The following is a 19,261-nucleotide window of genomic DNA, read 5'->3' as shown; positions in this document are numbered from 1 at the left end:
GTTTCGACCGGTCGGTCTATGACGTTGGTCACGAGACTAGAGCCGAATCCGATCGGAATCAACAGCGCCCCCGTCCGAACATTTCGCACGCGGAGACGCTGTGCACTCATTGATTGTACCGACCGATTGTTCTAACATTGCCGACAACAAGCAGCACAACGGAATGCGATGGGAGTCGCTGATGACAACCAAGGACACCGACTTGCGCACCGAGGGTCTCGCGGTGATGCGCGCGGCCCTGCCAGGCGTCTTTCCCGAGGGCGATATCGACCTGCGCGACGGTCAGCTCGGCGAGGACCTCGTCGAGATCGGCCTGGTCAGCGTGTGGGCCCAGCTGTGGGGCAGGGAGGGACTCACCCCACGCGATCGCAGCCTGGTCACGCTCGGCATCCTGATCGCGCTCGGGTCCGAGACCGAGTTCGGCCACCACGTCCGCATCGGCTTGACCAACGGACTGACCAAGGAAGAGATCGCCGAGGTCATCTACCACGCCAGCGGCTATGCCGGATTCCCGCGCGCGACCGCGGCACGCACCGCCGCCCGCGCCGCGCTGGGTGAATCGGCACCGGGCGAATAACCCGGCCCGGCAACCGATTTCGACGCAAAGGAACGAATATGTCACTCGCAGGCAAGATCGCCGTCGTCACCGGCGGCGGTAGCGGGATCGGCCAGTCCATCGCGACCGTACTCGCGGCCAAGGGCGCCGCGGTCGCGATCTGGGATCTCAACCCGGAGAACGCCGAGAAGACCGTCGCCTCGATCCGCGAAGCGGGCGGCACCGCCATCGCGGTCGTCGGCGATGCGGCCGATGCCGATGCCATCGCAACGTCGGCGGCCCGCACCCACGCCGAGCTCGGACCCGTCACCGTGCTGGTCAACAATGCCGGAATCACCACCTACGAGCCCTTCACGAGCCTGTCCGAGGATTCCTGGGATCGCATGATCGGGATCAATCTCAAGGGTCCCTTCCTGGTTACCAAGGCGCTGGTCCCCGATATGCTCGCGGCCGGTTGGGGCCGGATCATCAATATCTCCTCGTCCTCCGCGCAGACCGGAGCACCGGGCATGGCCCACTACGCGGCCTCCAAGGGCGGCGTGATCGGCCTGACGAAGGCGCTGGCGGTCGAGTTCATCGAACAGGGAATCACCGTCAACCATGTTCCGCCCGGATTCATCGACACCCCGTTGACCCGCCAGACCATCGACGTGGAAGCGGCGGCGGCACATATGCCGATGAAGCGGGCCGGGCAGCCGGAGGAGATCGGCCACGCGGTCGCCTATCTCGCCTCCGACGAAGCCGGTTACGTCACAGGTCAGACGCTCAGCGTGAACGGCGGACGCTACCTGTTCTGACAACTCGATCCGCCGAAGCCGAATTCGCGGCCGGATGGATTCGCCTCCAGGTGGGAGTGCTCGGCACTCCCGCTTCCCGGCAACGGCGCCGGTGATGGTCCCCGATGATGTGGATCTGGAGGCGAATCCGGCCGCCGGAACGTTTGTGCCCGGAGCGGCTCGGCTCCGGGCATGCGAGCGCGGGTCAGACGCCCTCGGGGATCTCGGCGAGCTTCTGGGACTTGTCGAAGCCGACGATGTCGGCGAGGGTGCCGCCCAGGATGGCCGCGCGGTCCTCGTCGGGAACCCCTTCGAAATTCTCGGCGATGCATTCGGCGCTGCCGCGGAAAGTTCCCTCCGCATGCGGGTAATCGTTGCCCCACATGATGGTCGTCAATCCGGTGATGTGCCGGGCCTTGACGGCGGTCGGGTCATCGGCGAACTGGACGTGGATCTGGCGCTGCACATACTCACTCGGCTTCAGCGGCCACGGCCACTTCGCATTGATGTTGAACAGCCGTCCCATGGTCGGCTGATCCTTCGGCGAGCGAGTGTCGTCCCAGAAGCCGAGCCACCAGTCCGGGTCCTGGCCGGTGCCGGTCCGCCACGACCGGTCCATCATGCCCAGGTAGGAAACCAGCCAGCCCGCGCTGTACTCGACCAGGTTGAAGTGCAGATTCGGGAAGCGTTCACAGACGCCGCCGCCGACCAGGTCGGCGATGATGCCCTGCGGGATCGCGGAGGCGGTGTTGCCGCCGCCCATGGTCCGGCCCGCCACCATATCGTCGGTGAGCTGGCCCTTGCCCATATTGACGGCCATCATCAGCCCCTTGACGGTGACCGCCGTCTCCGAGGTTTCTTCCCTGACCGAAACTCCGCCGGTGGCGACGTGGAAGAACACCGGCATTCCGTTGGCCTGCGCGGCCGCCCAGATCGGGTCGTAATGCCGTGACCAGTACGGCACCGGCGGCAACTCCGGGAGCAGGATGGCTCCGAGTCCGGCGCGGGCGCAGCGCTCGATCTCGGCGACCGCGTCCGGAACATCGGTGACGGGAATGGCGGCGGTCGGGCGCATCCGGTCCTTGTACCGGAGATAGCGCTCGACGATGTAATCGTTGTAGACGCGCGCGTGCGCCATCGATAACTCGTGGTCGTCGGTGAACAGCACGAACAGCGACAGATTCGGGAACATGACGGCGGCGTCGACGCCATCGATATTCATATCGCGCAGGATGTGCTCCGGCTCGCCGTCCGGAGTCGGTCCGGCGGTCTGCCGGTACTTCGAAATGGTCCAGCCGTCGAAGCCGATCGTGTGCAGTTTTTTGAACTCGGTGTGTCCACCCGGCACGATCGGCTCGTCGAGCGTGAATTCCTCTTCCCAGAGCGCCCGTTCCCGAAGATGTACGGGCAGCCGGGTTTTGAACAGGTCGACCGGTTCGATGATGTGCGAGTCACCGGAGGCGACGAACTCCTTGAACATGCGGTACCTCTCTCGTCCCTCGATGCGCTGGTGGCAATCGGTTCAGGGATCCGCACCCAAGGTTACTTGTACCGGTCGGTCTAGTCTTGGAAATGAGGATACTAATCGCTACCAGGCAACCGGCAGTTCGTAGATGCCGTAGGCGAGCGAATCACCCTTGAACCGCAAATGATCGAAGTCGACGCCCAGCCGCAGCGTCGGGATGCGACGGTAGAGGGTGCCGAATACGACCTCGAGTTCGATGCGCGCGAGCTGCTGGCCGATGCACTGGTGCGGGCCCCAGCCAAAGGCATGATGGTGGCGCGCCTCGCGCAGCAGATCCAGCTTCTCGGGCTCGGGGAAGGCCACCGGGTCGAAGTTGGCCGAGGGCAACGAACTGATGATGCCCTCCCCCGCACGGATCGTGTGTCCTTCGACCTCGATATCTTCGGTGGCGATGCGTCGCTGAAGCAGATGCGGGATGGTCAGATAGCGCAGCAGTTCCTCGACCGCGCCCGCGATGACCTTCTTGTCCTCGGTTTCGCGCAGCAGCGCCAGCTGGTCCGGATTCTGCAGCAGCAGCGCGGTCGCGAGCGTGATCATATTCGCGCTGGTCTCGTGACCGGCGATGAGCATGATCATGCTCATGATGGTGGCGCCGGGCATATCCAGCTCGCCCGCCTTGACCCGCGCCGCGAGGTCGGAGACCACGTCCTCTTCAGGCTTTTCCATCTTGGCCACGATCAGCTTGCCCAGGTAGGCGCCGAGCTCCGCATTCGAGGCGTTGCTCTCCTCCGGGGTCACCTCCCGACCATTGGTGATCTTGGCGTGCCCCTCGAAGAAGTCGTGATCTTCGTATGGCACGCCGAGGAGTTCGCAGATCATCAGCGACGGCAGTGGCAGTGAGAGCGCCTCCACCAGGTCGGCCGGGTTCGGGCCCGCCAGCATCTTATCGATGAGGTCATCGGTGACCCGCTGGATCGCCGGGCGAACCTTCTCCATCCGCCCGCGCGTGAACGAATTCGTCAGCATCCGGCGCAATCGCGCGTGCTCGGGGCCGTCGGTGTCGAAGAGGGTCTTCGGCCGTTCGTGGATCGTCTCGGCGATGGCCCGGGTCATATACGGAAACCCGGGCAGATGATCGTTTGCGCTGACCCGCGGATCGGCCATTACCTGTCGCTGGGCGGCGTGCGATGAGATGAGCCACGGGGTCAGACCATCCCAGGTGCGCACTCGCGACAGCGGGACACCGGCGGCGTGCAGCTCACGCAGTTCCGGTGCGGGCAGGAACGGGCACTTGGCATCTCGCGGTGTCGGGTATTCGGGGACATCCACGGTCTCGGTCATGATCGGCTCTCCTTGGGTCGACATTTCATTCCTCGATGGAGATCGCCATCGCGGGACAGACGGCCGCCGCCTGACGGACGTCCTCGGCCTGTTCGGCCGATGGGTGTTCGTTCAGCAGCACCGCGATGCCGTCCTCGTCACGCTGGTCGAACACCTCGACAGCGGCGGCGACGCAATTTCCGGCCGCGACGCACTTGTCTTCGTCGATGACAACCTTCATCGGGTCTCTCCTGGTCTATCGGTGAATTGGGCTGGGGCTGAAGGCGATGAGGGCCGAGGGCTGGTTGCCGCGAGACTCGGGAGCGCATCGACGATCTCCTGTCGGCGCAGGCGAGTCTGCTTGGGCATATTCCAGCCGAGGACTCCGGTGACGACACCCGCGTCGCGGTACCGCGCGACGAACCGTCCGGTCGCCGGGTCACCGTCGACGATGTCGACCTCGGCGCCGATGGGGAGCCTGCCGTGCACCTGGATCTTCACGTCGAATTGATCGGTCCAGAAGTAGGGCACCGGCACATAGGGGTGGTCCTCCCCCATGATCACACCGGCGACGGCCGCGGCCTGCTCGGTGGCATTGGTCCGGTTCTCCAGGCGGATCAGCCCGCCCAACTGCTCGTGATGCCACCGGGCCAGGTCGCCGACGGCGTAGATTCCCTCGGCGGCGCGGCAGCGGGAATCGCAGACCACACCGTTATCGAGCTGCAGTCCACTGTCTTTCAGCCAGTCGGTCGCCGGGGCCGCGCCGATCGCGACGACCACCACATCGGCGGGCAGTACCTCGCCGGTGCCGAGCCGCACGCCGGTAACCCGGCCGTCCACACCGTCCAAGCCGACGACACCGGTGCCGAGTCGCAGCCGCACACCGCGCTCGGTGTGCAAGTCCGCCAATAGTTTCGACACCATCGGGCCGACCTGCAGAGCCATGGGTGCCTGCTGCGGACCCGTCATCGTCACGTCCAGCCCGAGTGTGCGTGCGGTGGCGGCGATTTCGGCACCGAGGACGCCCTCGCCGACGACGACCAACCGCGAGCTGATCAGTAGGTCTGCCCGTAGCGCCAGCGCGTCGTCGAGGGTGCGCAATACGTGCACACCGATCAGGTCATCCTGTCCGGGCAATGTCCGCGCCCGCACCCCCGTGGCGAGTACGACCGCATCCGCCCGCAATTCGTGTCCGGCTGCAGTGCGCACGGTTCGGGTCGCCGGATCCAACCCTGTCGCGGCGGCCCCGAGTACGAATTCGGCATCCAATGCCGCCAGCATCTCCTGCTTGCGCAGCGCGGCCCGATCCGGTTCCCACGCGCCCGCCAGCACCTGCTTGGACAGCGGCGGCCGATCGTAAGGCGCATGCGGCTCATCGCCGAGCACCGTTATCGGGCCTTGAAAGCCCTTGCGCCGCAGCGATTCCACCGTCGACAGTCCGGCCGCCGACGCACCGACCACCAGCACCCGTTCCGGCGCGGTCATGCGATTGCCTCGCGAACAAACCTCATCTGCGACTCCCGTTCGACTGCCTGGTGCCCGGCGACAATCGAATGTTAGACCTATCGGTCGGTACAATCAAGATGGACCGCCGGACCCTGCACAAAGAGTGAACCTATTTCCCGGACGCGACCTGCACGGCGGCATACGCGCCGCCATCGACGAGCAGGTCGATGCCATTGAGGAAACTCGCCTGATCCGACAGCTCGAAGGCGACCACGGCGGCAACCTCACCCGATTTGCCCATCCGCCGCAACGGCGGGCCATCAACCAGCTTGCCCATGATCGGATGCGCTTCGGCTTGCTGTTTGCCCTGGGGCGTTGCGATGCCGCCGGGCGGCCGCCGCGGTCACCGTCGCCTCGTCCGGGTCGACGAGCATCAGCACGTCCACCGAATCGACCATGCGCTGCGCACACGAATTGCCCATGCCCCGGCCCGCGCCGGTCGCGATACCTACCGTCGTCACGCCATCCTCCTGTTGCCGGCCGCGGACCCGGCCGGCGGCCCTCGATTACCGAAGTTCGTCAACTCGACGATGCCGAGGACGACGCGCCGGGGCGAGGGAGAGTAGGTATCGGCCGTGTCAGCGAATCAGGCTGGACCGTCGCGCAATACGCGCTTGAGCACCTTGCCGGAAGGGGTTCTCGGCAAGGTGTCGATGCATTCGATCTCCGCGGGCACTTTGTATTTGGCCAAGCGGGTGCGACAGAAATCCTTCAGCGCCTCGGCGTCGAAGTGGCTGCCCGCGCGCAGCACGACGAATGCCTTCGGCACCTCGCCCCAGCGCGGATGGGGCATGCCGACGACCGCCGCCTCGACGACGTCCGGGTTCTCGTACAGCACCCGCTCGACCTCCGGGGTGGCGATATTCTCCCCGCCCGAGACGATCATGTCCTTCTTCCGGTCCTCGATGTAGAGGTAGCCGTCTTCGTCGAGACGGCCGATATCGCCGGTGTGGAACCATCCGTTGCGCAGGGCCGACCGGGTCGCCGCCTCGTCCCGCCAGTAGCCGGAGGTGACCTTGGGCCCGCGGATGACGATCTCACCGAGTTGTCCGGCCGGAACACGGGTATCGCGCTCGTCGACAACGGCGACCTCGACATCGGCCACCGGCCGCCCGACCGAGCCGACCTTCGTCCGCATGTGCTCGGCATCGTTGACGGTGTCGCCGGAAACGGTTTCGGTGAGGCCGTAGGCGTCGGCGAACCAGACACCCGGGAACGCATCGGCGATCCGGTCGAGCAGCGGAATGGGCATCTTCTCACCACCGCCGGTGATAAAGCGGATCGATGAGGTGTCGCGATCGGCGATATCGGGCAGTTGCAGCAGGCCGTTCATCATCGACGGCGCCAACCACACATTGGTCGGGCGCAGCTGTTCGATCGCGTCCATCACCGCGGCGGCGTCGAACCGGCGGATCAGGCTCAGCCGGCCACCGGCGTGGAAGGTGGCCAGACCCGGCAGATCCATACCGCCCACGTGGTAGAGGGGGCCGCACACCAGGGTGTTGTCCGCGGCGGTCAGCGAGAACTCGAGGATGTGCGCGAGGTTCTTCCAGGTCAGATTCTGATGCGAGATCATCACGCCCTTCGGGCGCGAGGTCGTGCCCGAGGTGTACATAAGTCGTTGCAGCGCATCTGGTTCCACATCGACGACTTCGGTCGTCCGGCCGATATTCGGTCCGACCAGCGCGTCGTATTCCAGCCACGACGGACCCGGTGCGGCATCCAGCGTCACGCGGTGTCGCAACAGCGGCAGCGATGGCGCCAATGTATCGATCCCCGCCGTGAACTCCGACTCCGTCACGATGGCCCCGGCGTTCGAATGCTCGAGAATGTACTGCCATTCCGCCGGAGACAACCGGTAGTTGAGCGGCATGATCGCGGCGCCGATGTGATTGGCCGCGAGCATGGTTTCCACGAATTCGACCCGGTTGTACAACAGCACGGCGACGATATCGCCCGCGTCGACGCCCAGTTCGCGCAGCGCGAGGGCCAGCGCATGCACGCGGGCGCGCAGCTCGGCGTAGGTCAGGGCCCGATCACCTTCGGACAATGCGATTTCGGCTGCGAATTGTTGCGCGTTCCGGTCGAACACGGCGGCGAAGTTGAACATTCACGGGCCTTCGCTGTGAAGAGGGAGCTGAAAGTTTTCTGTACCGGTCAGACTAATCAACCGTGGCGCGGCAGACAACCATCGACGACGGTTCCGCCGCATCACGGCAATGAGTAGCCGCCGTCGACGACCAGGGAATGCCCGGTGACCCAACGGGATTCATCGCTGGCGAGATAGACGACCGCGCCGGTGATGTCGGCAGGTGCGCCGAATCCAAGCGGATGCTTGGCCTCGATCGCATTCATCGCCTCGGCGGGCAGGCCGTCGTGCACGGCCGTCGGAAAGGTGCCGGGACATACGGCATTGACCCGAATCCCTTCCTTGGCGTATTCGAGTGCGGCGACCCGGGTCAGGTGGATCACTCCGGCCTTCGACGCGCAGTAGGGCGCGGCATAAGCCCAAGCGGTCAGCCCGCTGACGGAGGCGATATTGACGATGGAGACATTCGCCTTCTTGCGCAGTGCGCGGGCGACGGCGCGGATGCCGTGGAAGGTGCCGGTCAAGTTGACCGACATCGTGCGTTGCCAGTCCTCGGTGGACAGATGGTGGATTCGGGCGTTCGGCGACACGATGCCCGCGGTGTTCACCAGCACATCGACGGTGCCGCCGCGCTCGACGGCGGACCGGATGAGCGCGTCGAATTCGTCACCGTCGGCGACGTCCAGCCGTTCGGTGGTCACAGTAATCCCCTTGGCGCGCAACGTATCCGCCAGCGATGCCGTGGCATCGACATTGAGATCGGCGAGGACGAGATCGCGAACCCCCTCCTCGGCACAGCGCAGCGCGACCGCCGAGCCGAGCGCGCCGCCCGCGCCGGTCACCACCGCGGTCTTGCCTTCGAGCCTCGAACCCATGTCGGCCTCCCATGTTGGGACAGTGAATTAATTAGAACACTCGGTATACAAAACCAAAACCGCAAATCTGTCAAGGTCTCGCGTGCCGACCCCGGAAACGCCGAACGCCGCGTCGGACAACACGTGGTTGTCGAACGCGGCGTTCCGGTCGGTCAGGTACTAGGCGGTACTCGCCGCTGCCTGCGCCTCGACCTGCGCCTCCAGCGCCTCTAGATCGCATTTGCCGTCGGCGAAGCCATTGAAAAGCGTGTGGCAGTAGGACTTCGACAGGAATTTCGCATCCCATCGCTTATCCGGATCCAGCCACTGATAGGTGCGGTTGTGCATATTGAGAAATTGCAGCATGGCCAGGGTCGGATCGGCCTTGCGCAGCGATCCGTCGTCCATCGCATCGACCAGCAGCGACCGCACGACATGCTCGACTTCTTTGCGCTTCTCGAGCATGCGGGACAGATTCTCGCCGGTCAGTTGGCGATAGTCGTGTTCGTACACCCAGATGTGGTCCAGGCGCTCGAAGATGACATTCAGCAATTCCTCGGACAACAACCGAAGTTTGACCAGTGGCCGCGCATCCAACTCCTGGATACGGGCGGCGACGACCAGCAACGGGTCGAGAACCCGGCCCTGGATTTCGACGAGCAGATTTTCCTTGGAGCCGATGTAGTAGTACAGCGCGCCCTTGGCCAAGCCGACCGTGTCACCGATCTCGATGATCCCGGTCGCGGCATAGCCTTTTTTCGCGAACAGCGCCGCGGCCGTATCGATGATTTCCTGTCGCTTGACCTCGTATGCGGGTCCGTGTCCTGGTGGTCGAGCCATCTCATCCCTCCCGCGGTCGCGTGCGAACCGAGTATACGCAGAGTGAACGGTCGGTAGAAACTACCGTGTCGGTGTCTGTCACGGGTGGGCGTCCAGCGATTCGCGAATCGCGGCCTCGATGCGCGACTCGTCGGGCAGCCAGATCTGCTCCAGCGCCGGAGTGTACGGCGCGGGTGTCGCACCGGCGGTCACCCGGATCACCGGCGCGTCCAGGTACCAGAATCCCTCGCGGACCGCGCGGGCAGCCAGTTCGGCGCCGACACCGAATTCGCCGACGGCCTGATGGACGACCACCAGACGATTCGTCTTTTTCAGCGAAGTCAGGACGGTATCGAAGTCCAGTGGACTGATGGTCCGCAGGTCGATGACCTCGACCTCGATGCCCTCGGCGGACAGGCGATCGGCGACGGCGAGGCAGTCGTACATCATCTTCGAATACGACACCACGGTCGCATCCACGCCCGGCCGTCGCACGATCGCCTTGCCGAGTGGCACAAGATGATCCGCCGACGGCTCGGGCCCCTTCTTGCCGTACAGCAGGCGATTCTCGATGAAGATCACCGGATTGGGATCCTGGATCGCGGCCCGCAACAAGCCATAGGTGTCGGCCGGAGTCGACGGCATCACCACCGTCAACCCGGGGATATGCGCCAGCAGACCCTCCAGGCTCTGGGAATGCTGGCTGCCGGAGGATTTGCCCGCGCCGAACTGGGTGCGCACGACCAGGGGCATGGTCACCGCGCCGCCGGTCATGAAGCGCAATTTGGCCGCCTGGTTCATCAATTGATCCAGGCAGACGCCGATGAAGTCGAAGTACATCAGTTCGACGACCGGGCGGTAACCCGCCATCGCCGCACCCACTGCGGTCCCCATGATCGCGCTTTCGGAGATCGGGGTGTCGCGGACGCGGCCCGGGAATTTGTCGGCCAGACCGCGAGTCAAACCGTAGACATTGCCACCTTTTCCGACATCGATACCCGCCAGGAAGACGGTGGGATCGTCTTCGAGCTCGCGGGTCAGCGCATTGGTGATCGCGTGCATGATCTTCAGCGTTCCGCCGGTCGGGGTGGGCGGTTCCGGTATTTCGGCACGCGGCGTGGTGACGAAATCGCCGACCGTCTCGGCCGCGGGATAGGGTGCGGCGGTGGCCTGCTCGATCGCGTGCTCGATCACGGCAGCAACCTCGCGCTCGACGACAGCCAGTTGCTCGGCCAGCCCGCGCCCGCGCATGGTGTCGCCGAGCAGGACCAGCGGATCGCGCTTCTTCCATTCGGCGAGTTCTTCGGCATCCCGGTAGCTTTCGGGATCGCCCTCGTAGTGCCCGTGCCAGCGGTAGGTGGTGGCCTCGACGATCATCGGGCCCGCGCCTGCGCGCAGCCGCGCAACCAGCTCGCGCTGAAGCGCCGCGACCTGCACGACATCGTTGCCGTCCACCCCGTGGTATTCGACGCCGTAGCCCGCCGCGCGCTCGCGCAGGGTCGCCCGGTGCTGGTCGGCCGCCGCGGAGAATTCGGAGTAGCCGTTGTTCTCGCAGAAGAAGATGACGGGCAGGTCCCACACCGCGGCCAGGTTGACCGATTCATGGAACACGCCTTGCGCGATGGCGCCATCGCCGAAGAAGGCGACGACCACGCCGCCACCGCGGCGCAGCTGAGCGGCGGTACCGGCGCCGACCGCGATCGGGAGGCCCGCACCCACAATGCCGTTCGCTCCGAAGATCCCCTTGCGCGGGTCCGCGATGTGCATGGAGCCGCCGCGGCCCTTACAGGTTCCGGTCTCCTTGCCCATCAGCTCGGCGAACATGCCGTCGACATCGAGGCCCTTGGCGATGCAGTGGCCGTGGCCGCGATGGGTCGAGGTCACCACATCCCGGTCGTCCAATGGCCAGCAGGCGCCGACCGCGGATGCCTCCTGACCGATGGAAAGGTGCAGGAATCCGGGTATCCGGCTGTCGCGATATAGCCGGGCGGCGTGCTCTTCGAACCGCCGAATCGTCAGCATCCTCCGGTACATCTCGGTCAGCGTCACCGCATTCCCCAAGTCCGTTGTCCGCAAATTGGATTCAGTCATTGTCATGGATTTCTCACCGATCGCTCGACGGCCTCGCACTCGGTGCGACTGTTGACGTGCGGCACCGATAGTCAATATTATACCGAGTGTTCGAAAAAACAAGAGTCGCTGTTGGCGACCAGATGACAGGACGGACTCGCTATGGATCTAGACCTGCCCGCCGAGGCGATCGAGCTACAGAAGCTGTGCCGTGACTTCGCCGAACGGGAGATCGAGCCGCACGCCGAGTCCTGGTCGGAGCAGGAACGATTCCCGTCCGAGGTCTTCTTGAAAATGGGCGAGTTGGACCTGACCGGGCTGCTCGTCGCACCGGAGTACGGCGGCACCGATGCCGGGTTCGTCTCCTACGTGGCCGCCATGGAAATGATCGGCGCGGCGGATCAGTCTCTGGCAGCCTGCTGGAACGCCCACTCCACCATCGCCTCACTCCCCCTGGCCGCCTTCGGCACCGCGGAACAGAAGGCCAAATGGCTGACACCGCTCGCGAGGGGTACCCACATCGGCGCCTTCGGACTGACGGAACCGACCGCGGGCTCGGATGCGGCCGGTATCCGGACCACCGCAAAGCGTGACGGTGACGGATGGCTCATCAACGGCACCAAAATGTTCATCACCAATGCGGGCACCGAGATCAGCCTCGGTGTCGCGATTCTCGCGGTGACCGGTACCGACGACGACGGAACCAGAAGGTACGGAACGTTTTTCGTGCCGACCGGCATACCGGGTTACACCGTCGGCCATCCGATGAAGAAGCTCGGCTGGCATGCGATGGATTCGCGGGAGTTGATCTTCGACGATTGCTGGATTCCGAGCGAGAACCTGATCGGCGACGAGGGCAACGGGCTGCGACAGTTCCTCGATGTGCTCGACGGCGGCCGCATCAGCGTCGCCGCATTGGCACTGTCACTGGCCCAAGAGGCGCTCGATCTCGCGGCCACCCACGCCTCCCAGCGCGAGCAGTTCGGCAAGACGCTCTCGTCGTTCCAAGCGGTACAGCACAAGCTCGCCGATATGGCCACCGAGGTCGAAGCGGCCCGCGCCCTCGTCTATCGCGCCGCGTGGCTCGCCGACCAGGGCAGGCCGTTCGGCCAGGCGGCGGCCATGGCCAAGTTGTACGCCTCCGAGGTGGCCAATCGCGCGGCCAGCGCCAGCGTTCAGATCCACGGCGGGTACGGCTATATGCGCGAGTCGAAGATCTCGCGCTTCTATGCCGATGCCAAGATCCTCGAAATCGGCGAGGGCACCAACGAGATTCAGCGCAATGTGATCGCGCGGTATGTGGCGCGCTCGGCCCGAGCCTGAAAGCGGTGGGTGGGCAGCCGACCACTGCCCACCCACCCGGTCAGAAAGTCGGCAGCTGGGGACGCTTCTTGACGTAACCACCCGCGTCGACGCGCATCTGCATGCCGGTGACCCAGCGGGATTCCTCGGAAATCAGAAAGAGCACGGCGTCGGCGATGTCCTCCGGCTCGACGTAGGGGTTACCCATGCCGGTGGTCGCGGGGAAGGAAACCAGGGCGTCCTCGCGCGTCGGATTCTCCAGATCGGGCCGGAACGAGCGGTACATCAGCTCGTTGTTGAGCATGTCGGTATTGACGTTCGTCGGGTGCACCGCATTCGCCCTGATCTGCCGGGATGCCAGCACAGTCGCGAGATCGTGGATGAAGGCGGCGACGGTGCGCTTGGCGAAGGAGTAGCCGAGGCCGCCGGGACCGTTGGCCGGGTTGTCGACGCTCGCGGGAATCAGTGCCGCGATCGATCCGGTCGCGACGATCGAGGCGCCGGCCTTCAGATGCGGCAGGGCGGCCTCGACAGCGTGGACGACGCCGTTGAAATCGACGGTGATGGCATCGATGAAGGCCAGCGCACTGTCCTGCGGCCCCAGCGGAGCGATACCGGCTTGTGCGACCACGCCGTCGAGCCGACCGAACTCGGCCACCCCCTCGGCCACTGCCGCCTTCAGCGCGGCGGGATCGCGCACATCGGCCTTGCGGGCGACGATGCGCCGGCCGAGCTTGTCCACCAGGCGGGCGGTTTCGTCGAGATCATCCTGACTCGCCAATGCGTAGCCGTTGGTGGCGATGTTCTCGCACAGATCCACGGCGATGATGTCGGCGCCCTCCTCCGCCAGCCGCAGCGCGTGTGCGCGCCCCTGACCGCGGGCGGCTCCGGTAATGAAGACGACTTTGTCCTGTACTCGACCCATCGTGGGGTTTTCCTTCCATCGACTCTCGCGGCGCGGCGGGACTCTCGAATGCGGCGCGGATCCGCTCCGGCGCTGGGCGTGGACACGGCGCGGCCCGATCCCGACGAGCCGGTGCCATGAGCATAGTTAGTTCAGCGGTAAATGGGTAGACTGAATATTGCCTGACTAGTTGACAAAGGCACAGTTTCCGCTGAGTGAGATGTAATCAGGTGTACACAATAAACCGAGTGATATAGAGTTTGTGGGCCAGCACACAGCTGGCTTTCGGCTCTGCACTGCGTGTGTCGAGGGCGGAGCAACCCCCCGTTGCGGGGCATGCTCCGGCGCACCGCGATCTGGACGAGGGAGCACAACGATGCCATTGCAGCCATGGATGAAGCTGCTGTCGACCGATGACCACCTCATCGAGCCCCCGCGGCTGTGGGTGGACCGGTTGCCCGCGAAGTACCGGGAGGCCGGTCCTCGGATCGTGGAGCAGTCTCGGGAGGGCTACGCCACACCCGCGGAGGTATGGACCTATGAGGGGCGCGTCTACCCGTATATCGGCCTGAATGCCGTTGCGGGTAAGAATCCCGAAGAGTTCGGCACCGAGCCGACCCGCTACGACGAGATGATCCCTGGCTGCTACGACCCGAAGGCCCGGCTGCGCGATATGGACCTCGACGGCGTTTGGGGCGCGCTGTGCTTCCCGTCGTTCCCGCGCTTCGCGGGCACGGTATTCCTGGAGGGCCAGGACAAGGAACTCGCGCTGCTGTGTGTACAGGCGTGGAACGACTTCGTGCTCGACGAGTGGTGCACGGCCGGTCCAGCCGACCGCCTCATCCCGCTGAGCATTCTGCCGCTGTGGGATGTGCAGGCGTGCGTCGCGGAGATCCACCGGGTCGCGGCCAAGGGCTCGAAGGCGATCTCTTTCCCGGAGAATCCGGCGCCATTGGGATTGCCGTCGTTCTACAGCGATTACTGGGATCCGATGTTCTCCGCGCTCGAGGAGACCGATATGCCGCTGTGCCTGCACTTCGGTACTTCGGGCAAACCGCCGAAGACCTCCGAGGAGGCCCCGTTCGCGGTGACCATCTCGCTGTTCGGCTGCAACTCCATGTTCGCCACCGCGGACCTGTTGTTCTCGCCGGTGTTCCACCGGCACCCCAAGCTGAAGGTCGGTCTGTCCGAAGGCGGCATCGGCTGGATGCCGTACATGTTGGAGCGGATGGACGGAACGTGGGAGCGGCATCGCTTCTACCAGAACATCAATCAGGATGTGCGGCCGTCGGACCTGTTCAAGAAGCATTTCCACGGCTGCTTCATCGACGACCGGTTCGGCATCGAGGTGCGCCACCACATCGGCGTCGAGCGCATCACCTGGGAATGCGACTACCCGCACTCGGACTCGTACTGGCCCAAGAGCCGCGCCTACGCGGCCGAAGTGCTCGCCGATGTACCGGACGACGAAGTGCACGCGATGGTCGAGCTCAACACCCGTCGGCTCTATAACCTGCCCGCATGAGTCGCAAGCCTGAGTCGGAGCGCTCCGACTGGACGGAACTGGATCTGCTCACCCGTGAGGAGGCCTACGGCCGCCTGCAGGAGGAAATCGGCGAGGTGGAGGCGCGGCTGCCCGAACTCGGTGCGGCCGACGCCGCCGAGCGTGAGCTGCTCGAAACCCGGCTGCGCGCGCTGCGCGAGGCCGCCGCCGATCTGCTCGGCTCCTGACCGGCCACATCGGTCAGATACGCGGAAAGCATTGCACAACAAGGGAACTGAGGTTGGTATGGGGCGTGTAGAGGGCAAGGTCGCACTCATCACCGGAGCTGGGCGCGGCCAGGGCCGCTCGCATGCGGTGCGGCTGGCGGAAGAGGGGGCGGCCGTCGTGATCACCGATGTCTGCCAGGAGATCAGCCAGGCGCTGCCCTATCCGCTGGCGACGAAGGAACAGCTCGAGGAGACCGCGAAGCTGGTCGAGGCCGTCGGCGGCCGGTGTGTCACCCTCCAGGCCGATGTGCGCTCGCTCAGCGATATGCGGGCCGCGGTCGACGCGGCGACGGCCGAATTCGGCCACCTCGACACGATTGTCGCCAATGCCGGGGTGATGAGTGCCGGTCGCGCGTGGGAATTGTCCGAGGAGGAGTGGGACGTCACCATGGACGTCAACCTCAAGGGCGTCTGGAATACCGTGCGTGCCGCGGTGCCCGGCATGATCGCCGCCGATGCGGGCGGATCGATCATCATCACCAGCTCGGCCGCGGGTATCCGGGGCCATGTGCCCTACGCCCATTACGTGGCGAGCAAGCACGGTGTGGTCGGCCTGATGAAGGCGCTGTCCAATGAGCTTGCCAAGCACCGGATCCGGGTGAACACCGTGCATCCCACCGGCGTCAGTGACACCGGCATCACGGTGGGCGTGCCGATGGAGGAGCTGAAGGAACGCGAGCCGCTGTTCGCGCTGGCCGCGATGAATACCCTGCACACGCACGTCGAGCCGCGGGATATCTCGAATGCCGTGCTGTTCCTCGCTTCCGACGAGGCGCGGTACGTGACGGGACTGCAGTTCACCGTCGACGCTGGGTCGACCACCAAGCCATGAGCGTGCTCCCGACGATCGGATTTCTGGGGGCGGGCCGTATCGGTGAACCGATGGCGCAGCACTTGCTCGCGGCTGGTCACCGGGTCCGCCTGTATACCCGGCGCGCGGAGGTCGGCGACCGGCTCGCCGCTGCCGGAGCCGAACTCGTCGACCGGGTTCGCGATATCGCGGACGCCGACGTCGTCGTCAGCTGTCTGTTCAGTGATGCCCAGGTGCTCGAGGTGCTGCCCGAAATCGTGGGAGCCATGCGCGCGGACGCGATTCTCATATCGCACACCACCGGGACGCCGACGACGCTGAGTCGCCTCGACGAGTTCTCACCCACCGGCAAGGCCGCGATCGTGGACGGACCATTCAGTGGGACAGCGGATTCGGCGCGCGCCGGACAACTCGCGGTCTACCTCGCCGGCGAGCCCGAACATGTGACGACGGCACGTCAGGTGGTGCGCGCCTATGCCGATCCCGTCATCACGACGGGCGCGCGCGGTACGGCGTTGCTGGTGAAGCTGCTCAACAATCTGCTGTTCGCGACGATCTCGCAGGTGACATTGCGTGGTCTCGCGGCGGGTCGATCGGTGGGTATCGAGAACAGCGCCTTGCTCGAGGCCCTCGCGGTCAGCGCCGGTGGCAGCAATGCGGGGCGTCATATCGCGGCAGTCGGCAGTCCTGATCAGTACACCGAAACCGTCCGTCCTTTCCTGCGCAAGGATCTGGTGGCCTGCCGGGAGGTCGCGGCCGAAGTGGGCGTCGACCTCTCGGAACTGCTGGCCATCGCCTACGCCGGGCCGATGAATCTCGGCGAAATCTCTACTCTCGAGAACGGAGTTGTTCGATGAAGATCACGATCGACAGTTCGCTGTGTTCCGGACACGCCCGGTGCGCGGCCGCGGCACCGGAGTTGTTCGAACTCGATGACGACGGCTACGCCCTGCCTTTCGCGGGCGAGGTGCCCGCGGATCTCGAGGATGCGGCGCGCGAGGGCGAAATGGCCTGTCCGGAGCGCACCATCACCATCGAGTGACACCGTTCCCACACTCAGCGTCCCGTCGAGAACCTGCCGCAGGTCTCTGGACGGGGCGTTCGCCGCTAGGCGTTGTTGAGGTACGCGAGTACCGCCAGCACCCGGCGGTGTCCGCTATCGGTAGTCGGCAGGCCGAGCTTCTGGAAGACATTGCCGATGTGCTTGCTCACCGCACGTTCGGTGACGACGAGTGTCTCGGCGATGGTCGCGTTGTCGTGCCCGGACGCCATCAATTCGAGCACCTCGCGCTCCCGCGGAGTCAGCGAGTCCAGGGGTGAATTCCGGCGGCGGGTGAGCAGTTGGCTCACCACCTCCGGGTCGAGTGCGGTGCCGCCGGCCGCGACCCGGTCCAGTGCCTCCAGGAATTCGTCGACGCGCCCCACCCGATCCTTGAGCAGATAGCCGACCCCGCTGGCCCCGCCGCCGAGCAATTCGGCGGCATAGGACTCCTCGACGTACTGCGAGAGCACGAGCACCGGCAATCCGGGCAATTCCTTGCGCGCGGCCAGTGCGGCGCGCAGACCCTCGTCCCGGAAGGCCGGTGGCAGCCGGACATCGAGTACCGCGATATCCGGGCGGTGGGCGAGCAATGCGGGCAGAATCTCCGGTCCGCTGCCCGCCACGGCCACGACCTCGTGCCCGGCCGAGCTCAGCAACAGGACGAGTCCTTCCCGTAGCAGGGCATTGTCCTCGGCCATCACCACGCGCACGGCAATTCCACCTCGATTTCGGTCGGGCCCCCGACGGGGCTTGTCACAGTAAAGGTTCCGTCGAGCGCGGCGACCCGACGCTGCATGCCGAGCACACCGGACCCGGCCGCCTCGGAACCGTTGCCCCGCAACATATCCTCGACTCCGCCCCGGCCCTCGTCGCGCACCGACACGCGTAAACCGTTGTGTATCCGGATGATTCGGACCTCGGACCGATCGGACCCGCTGTGTTTGGCCACATTGGTCAATGCCTCGGCGACGACGAAATATGCCGCGGCCTCCACCGCCGCCGGGGCGCGCGGCCCCTGCGACACCTCGTCCACGTCCACGGTGACATCGAGACCGCTGTCGGTCGCGAGTGCCAGGATGGCTCCGGCGAGGCCGCGGTCGGTGAGGATCGGCGGGTGGATCACCCGCACGATGTGGCGCAGTTCGGTCAGCGCTTCCTCGGTCAGCTGCTGCGCCTCGTCGAGCAGCTTGCGCGCGTTCGCGGGATCGCGGTCCATCGCGCGTTTCGCCAGACCGATCCGCATGGACAGCGATACCAACCGCGCCTGCGTGCCGTCGTGCAGATCGCGTTCGATCCGGCGCAGTTCGGCGCCGTGTGCGGCGATCGCACTGGCCCGGGTCTGCGTCAGCTCGTCGACCCGTGCCGCGAGCCACGCCTTGGGCGGGGGTCGCAGCAGCGACCGCGACCAATCGGCGTCCAAATCGGCCAATCGACCGATCAGGGGAAGTACCAATGCTTTTCGGCCGAGCAGACCGCACCACACCCCGTCGACGGGCAAGCCGACCAGCCACAGCGGTATCGCCAGATAGGCCAGGGCGCCGTAGAAGTAGTAGGCCAGCATCCAGCGCAGGTCGGCGAGCGTCGTCGGATCGCGCACGACCGCGCGCAGGCTCTGCCGTAGCGGGCCGCTGATCGGCGAATACGCCTCCGGGACGGGGCGGCCGGTCCATGCCGCCACCTGGCGCCGCTTGCTGCCCGCGAACTGGCGCACCAGCTGGGCCGTCACCGGCACCATCCCGATACCGATCAGCGACAGCGCACCGGCCAGCGTCAGCAACAGCATCGAGATGAACAGGTACGAACCGAAGGCCAGCGCCGCGGCATTGGCCAGCTGCACGGTTGCCCGCGCCGCCTGTCGCACCGTTTTCCGCATGTGACCAGGCTATGCGACGCGGTGCCCGCTGACGGTGTAGCGCGGTACCGCCGAGGGGTGTAGCCAGGTACACCCCGACTTCGGGACCGCGCTCCCTCGTTGCG

At 65.5% G+C, this 19,261-nt stretch carries 21 protein-coding genes; 8 read left to right on the top strand and 13 right to left on the bottom strand.

The window, feature by feature from the left end:
* Nucleotides 1–181: 181 nt before the first annotated feature.
* Together ACZ60G_RS27660 and ACZ60G_RS27655 are read left to right on the top strand one after the other, a co-directional pair.
* A complete protein-coding gene (locus tag ACZ60G_RS27660) occupies nt 182–577 on the top strand; it encodes a carboxymuconolactone decarboxylase family protein (protein ID WP_465813598.1) in 396 nt (131 codons plus the stop codon).
* Between the two features lie 38 nt (nt 578–615).
* The gene (locus tag ACZ60G_RS27655) at nt 616–1,353 is read left to right on the top strand and encodes an SDR family NAD(P)-dependent oxidoreductase (RefSeq protein WP_465813597.1); all 738 of its coding nucleotides are present in this window, start codon (nt 616–618) and stop codon (nt 1,351–1,353) included.
* A gap of 184 nt (nt 1,354–1,537) precedes the next feature.
* Here the strand turns inward: ACZ60G_RS27655 and ACZ60G_RS27650 are convergent, their stop codons facing one another.
* From ACZ60G_RS27650 to ACZ60G_RS27605, 10 genes are all read right to left on the bottom strand, one after another.
* Nucleotides 1,538–2,812, bottom strand: coding sequence for an amidohydrolase family protein (locus ACZ60G_RS27650; protein ID WP_465813596.1), 1,275 nt, complete (start codon nt 2,810–2,812; stop codon nt 1,538–1,540).
* Nucleotides 2,813–2,920: 108 nt separating this feature from the next.
* Nucleotides 2,921–4,138 carry a cytochrome P450 gene (locus tag ACZ60G_RS27645; RefSeq protein WP_465813595.1) on the bottom strand — a complete coding sequence of 406 codons (1,218 nt, stop codon included), beginning with the start codon at nt 4,136–4,138 and terminating at the stop codon, nt 2,921–2,923.
* A 25-nt stretch (nt 4,139–4,163) separates the two neighbouring features.
* Nucleotides 4,164–4,358, bottom strand: a complete 195-nt coding sequence (locus ACZ60G_RS27640; RefSeq protein ID WP_433526213.1) for a ferredoxin — start codon at nt 4,356–4,358, stop codon at nt 4,164–4,166.
* Nucleotides 4,355–5,602 (bottom strand): NAD(P)/FAD-dependent oxidoreductase, encoded by a 1,248-nt coding sequence (locus ACZ60G_RS27635; RefSeq protein ID WP_465813594.1) that lies wholly within the window; start codon nt 5,600–5,602, stop codon nt 4,355–4,357. The genes ACZ60G_RS27640 and ACZ60G_RS27635 overlap by 4 nt, the downstream gene beginning before the upstream one ends.
* A 130-nt stretch (nt 5,603–5,732) precedes the next feature.
* Nucleotides 5,733–5,900, bottom strand: coding sequence for an SDR family oxidoreductase (locus tag ACZ60G_RS27630; RefSeq protein WP_465813593.1), 168 nt, complete (start codon nt 5,898–5,900; stop codon nt 5,733–5,735).
* A complete protein-coding gene (locus ACZ60G_RS27625) occupies nt 5,884–6,084 on the bottom strand; it encodes a hypothetical protein (protein ID WP_465813592.1) in 201 nt (66 codons plus the stop codon). The genes ACZ60G_RS27630 and ACZ60G_RS27625 overlap by 17 nt, the downstream gene beginning before the upstream one ends.
* 125 nt (nt 6,085–6,209) lie before the next feature.
* Complete coding sequence (locus ACZ60G_RS27620; protein ID WP_465813591.1) at nt 6,210–7,733, bottom strand: acyl-CoA synthetase; 1,524 nt, start codon at nt 7,731–7,733, stop codon at nt 6,210–6,212.
* Between the two features lie 101 nt (nt 7,734–7,834).
* Nucleotides 7,835–8,587, bottom strand: coding sequence for an SDR family NAD(P)-dependent oxidoreductase (locus ACZ60G_RS27615; RefSeq protein WP_465813590.1), 753 nt, complete (start codon nt 8,585–8,587; stop codon nt 7,835–7,837).
* A gap of 159 nt (nt 8,588–8,746) precedes the next feature.
* Nucleotides 8,747–9,406, bottom strand: coding sequence for a TetR family transcriptional regulator (locus ACZ60G_RS27610; RefSeq protein ID WP_465813589.1), 660 nt, complete (start codon nt 9,404–9,406; stop codon nt 8,747–8,749).
* A 78-nt stretch (nt 9,407–9,484) separates the two neighbouring features.
* A complete protein-coding gene (locus tag ACZ60G_RS27605; protein ID WP_465813588.1) occupies nt 9,485–11,476 on the bottom strand; it encodes an alpha-ketoacid dehydrogenase subunit alpha/beta in 1,992 nt (663 codons plus the stop codon).
* Between the two features lie 141 nt (nt 11,477–11,617).
* Here ACZ60G_RS27605 and ACZ60G_RS27600 point away from each other — a divergent pair, with 141 nt between their 5' ends.
* Nucleotides 11,618–12,778 (top strand): acyl-CoA dehydrogenase family protein, encoded by a 1,161-nt coding sequence (locus ACZ60G_RS27600; RefSeq protein WP_465813587.1) that lies wholly within the window; start codon nt 11,618–11,620, stop codon nt 12,776–12,778.
* Nucleotides 12,779–12,818: 40 nt separating this feature from the next.
* Here the strand turns inward: ACZ60G_RS27600 and ACZ60G_RS27595 are convergent, their stop codons facing one another.
* The gene (locus ACZ60G_RS27595; RefSeq protein WP_357465920.1) at nt 12,819–13,682 is read right to left on the bottom strand and encodes a mycofactocin-coupled SDR family oxidoreductase; all 864 of its coding nucleotides are present in this window, start codon (nt 13,680–13,682) and stop codon (nt 12,819–12,821) included.
* Nucleotides 13,683–14,037: 355 nt separating this feature from the next.
* Between ACZ60G_RS27595 and ACZ60G_RS27590 the strand changes: the two genes are divergently transcribed.
* The 5 genes from ACZ60G_RS27590 to ACZ60G_RS27570 are packed head-to-tail and all read left to right on the top strand — an operon-like array spanning nt 14,038 to nt 17,284.
* The gene (locus ACZ60G_RS27590) at nt 14,038–15,186 is read left to right on the top strand and encodes an amidohydrolase family protein (protein ID WP_465813586.1); all 1,149 of its coding nucleotides are present in this window, start codon (nt 14,038–14,040) and stop codon (nt 15,184–15,186) included.
* On the top strand, nt 15,183–15,392 hold the full coding sequence (locus tag ACZ60G_RS27585) for a hypothetical protein (RefSeq protein WP_327100470.1): 210 nt from the start codon (nt 15,183–15,185) through the stop codon (nt 15,390–15,392). Before ACZ60G_RS27590 ends, ACZ60G_RS27585 begins: the two co-directional genes overlap by 4 nt.
* A gap of 58 nt (nt 15,393–15,450) precedes the next feature.
* Nucleotides 15,451–16,263 (top strand): mycofactocin-coupled SDR family oxidoreductase, encoded by an 813-nt coding sequence (locus ACZ60G_RS27580; protein WP_364479182.1) that lies wholly within the window; start codon nt 15,451–15,453, stop codon nt 16,261–16,263.
* Nucleotides 16,260–17,099 (top strand): NAD(P)-dependent oxidoreductase, encoded by an 840-nt coding sequence (locus ACZ60G_RS27575; RefSeq protein WP_465813585.1) that lies wholly within the window; start codon nt 16,260–16,262, stop codon nt 17,097–17,099. Before ACZ60G_RS27580 ends, ACZ60G_RS27575 begins: the two co-directional genes overlap by 4 nt.
* Nucleotides 17,096–17,284: a ferredoxin gene (locus tag ACZ60G_RS27570; RefSeq protein WP_465813584.1), complete on the top strand. Its 189-nt coding sequence runs from the start codon at nt 17,096–17,098 to the stop codon at nt 17,282–17,284. Before ACZ60G_RS27575 ends, ACZ60G_RS27570 begins: the two co-directional genes overlap by 4 nt.
* Nucleotides 17,285–17,349: 65 nt before the next feature.
* Here ACZ60G_RS27570 and ACZ60G_RS27565 read toward each other — a convergent pair whose 3' ends face one another.
* Together ACZ60G_RS27565 and ACZ60G_RS27560 are read right to left on the bottom strand one after the other, a co-directional pair.
* Complete coding sequence (locus ACZ60G_RS27565) at nt 17,350–17,994, bottom strand: LuxR C-terminal-related transcriptional regulator (protein WP_465813583.1); 645 nt, start codon at nt 17,992–17,994, stop codon at nt 17,350–17,352.
* Nucleotides 17,982–19,157, bottom strand: a complete 1,176-nt coding sequence (locus tag ACZ60G_RS27560) for a sensor histidine kinase (protein ID WP_465813582.1) — start codon at nt 19,155–19,157, stop codon at nt 17,982–17,984. The genes ACZ60G_RS27565 and ACZ60G_RS27560 overlap by 13 nt, the downstream gene beginning before the upstream one ends.
* Nucleotides 19,158–19,261: the final 104 nt, after the last annotated feature.

The organism is Nocardia sp. NPDC102475 (assembly GCF_055584605.1).
Note: the sequence above shows the minus strand (reverse complement) of the source record. Positions and strands in the feature narration are given on the sequence as shown.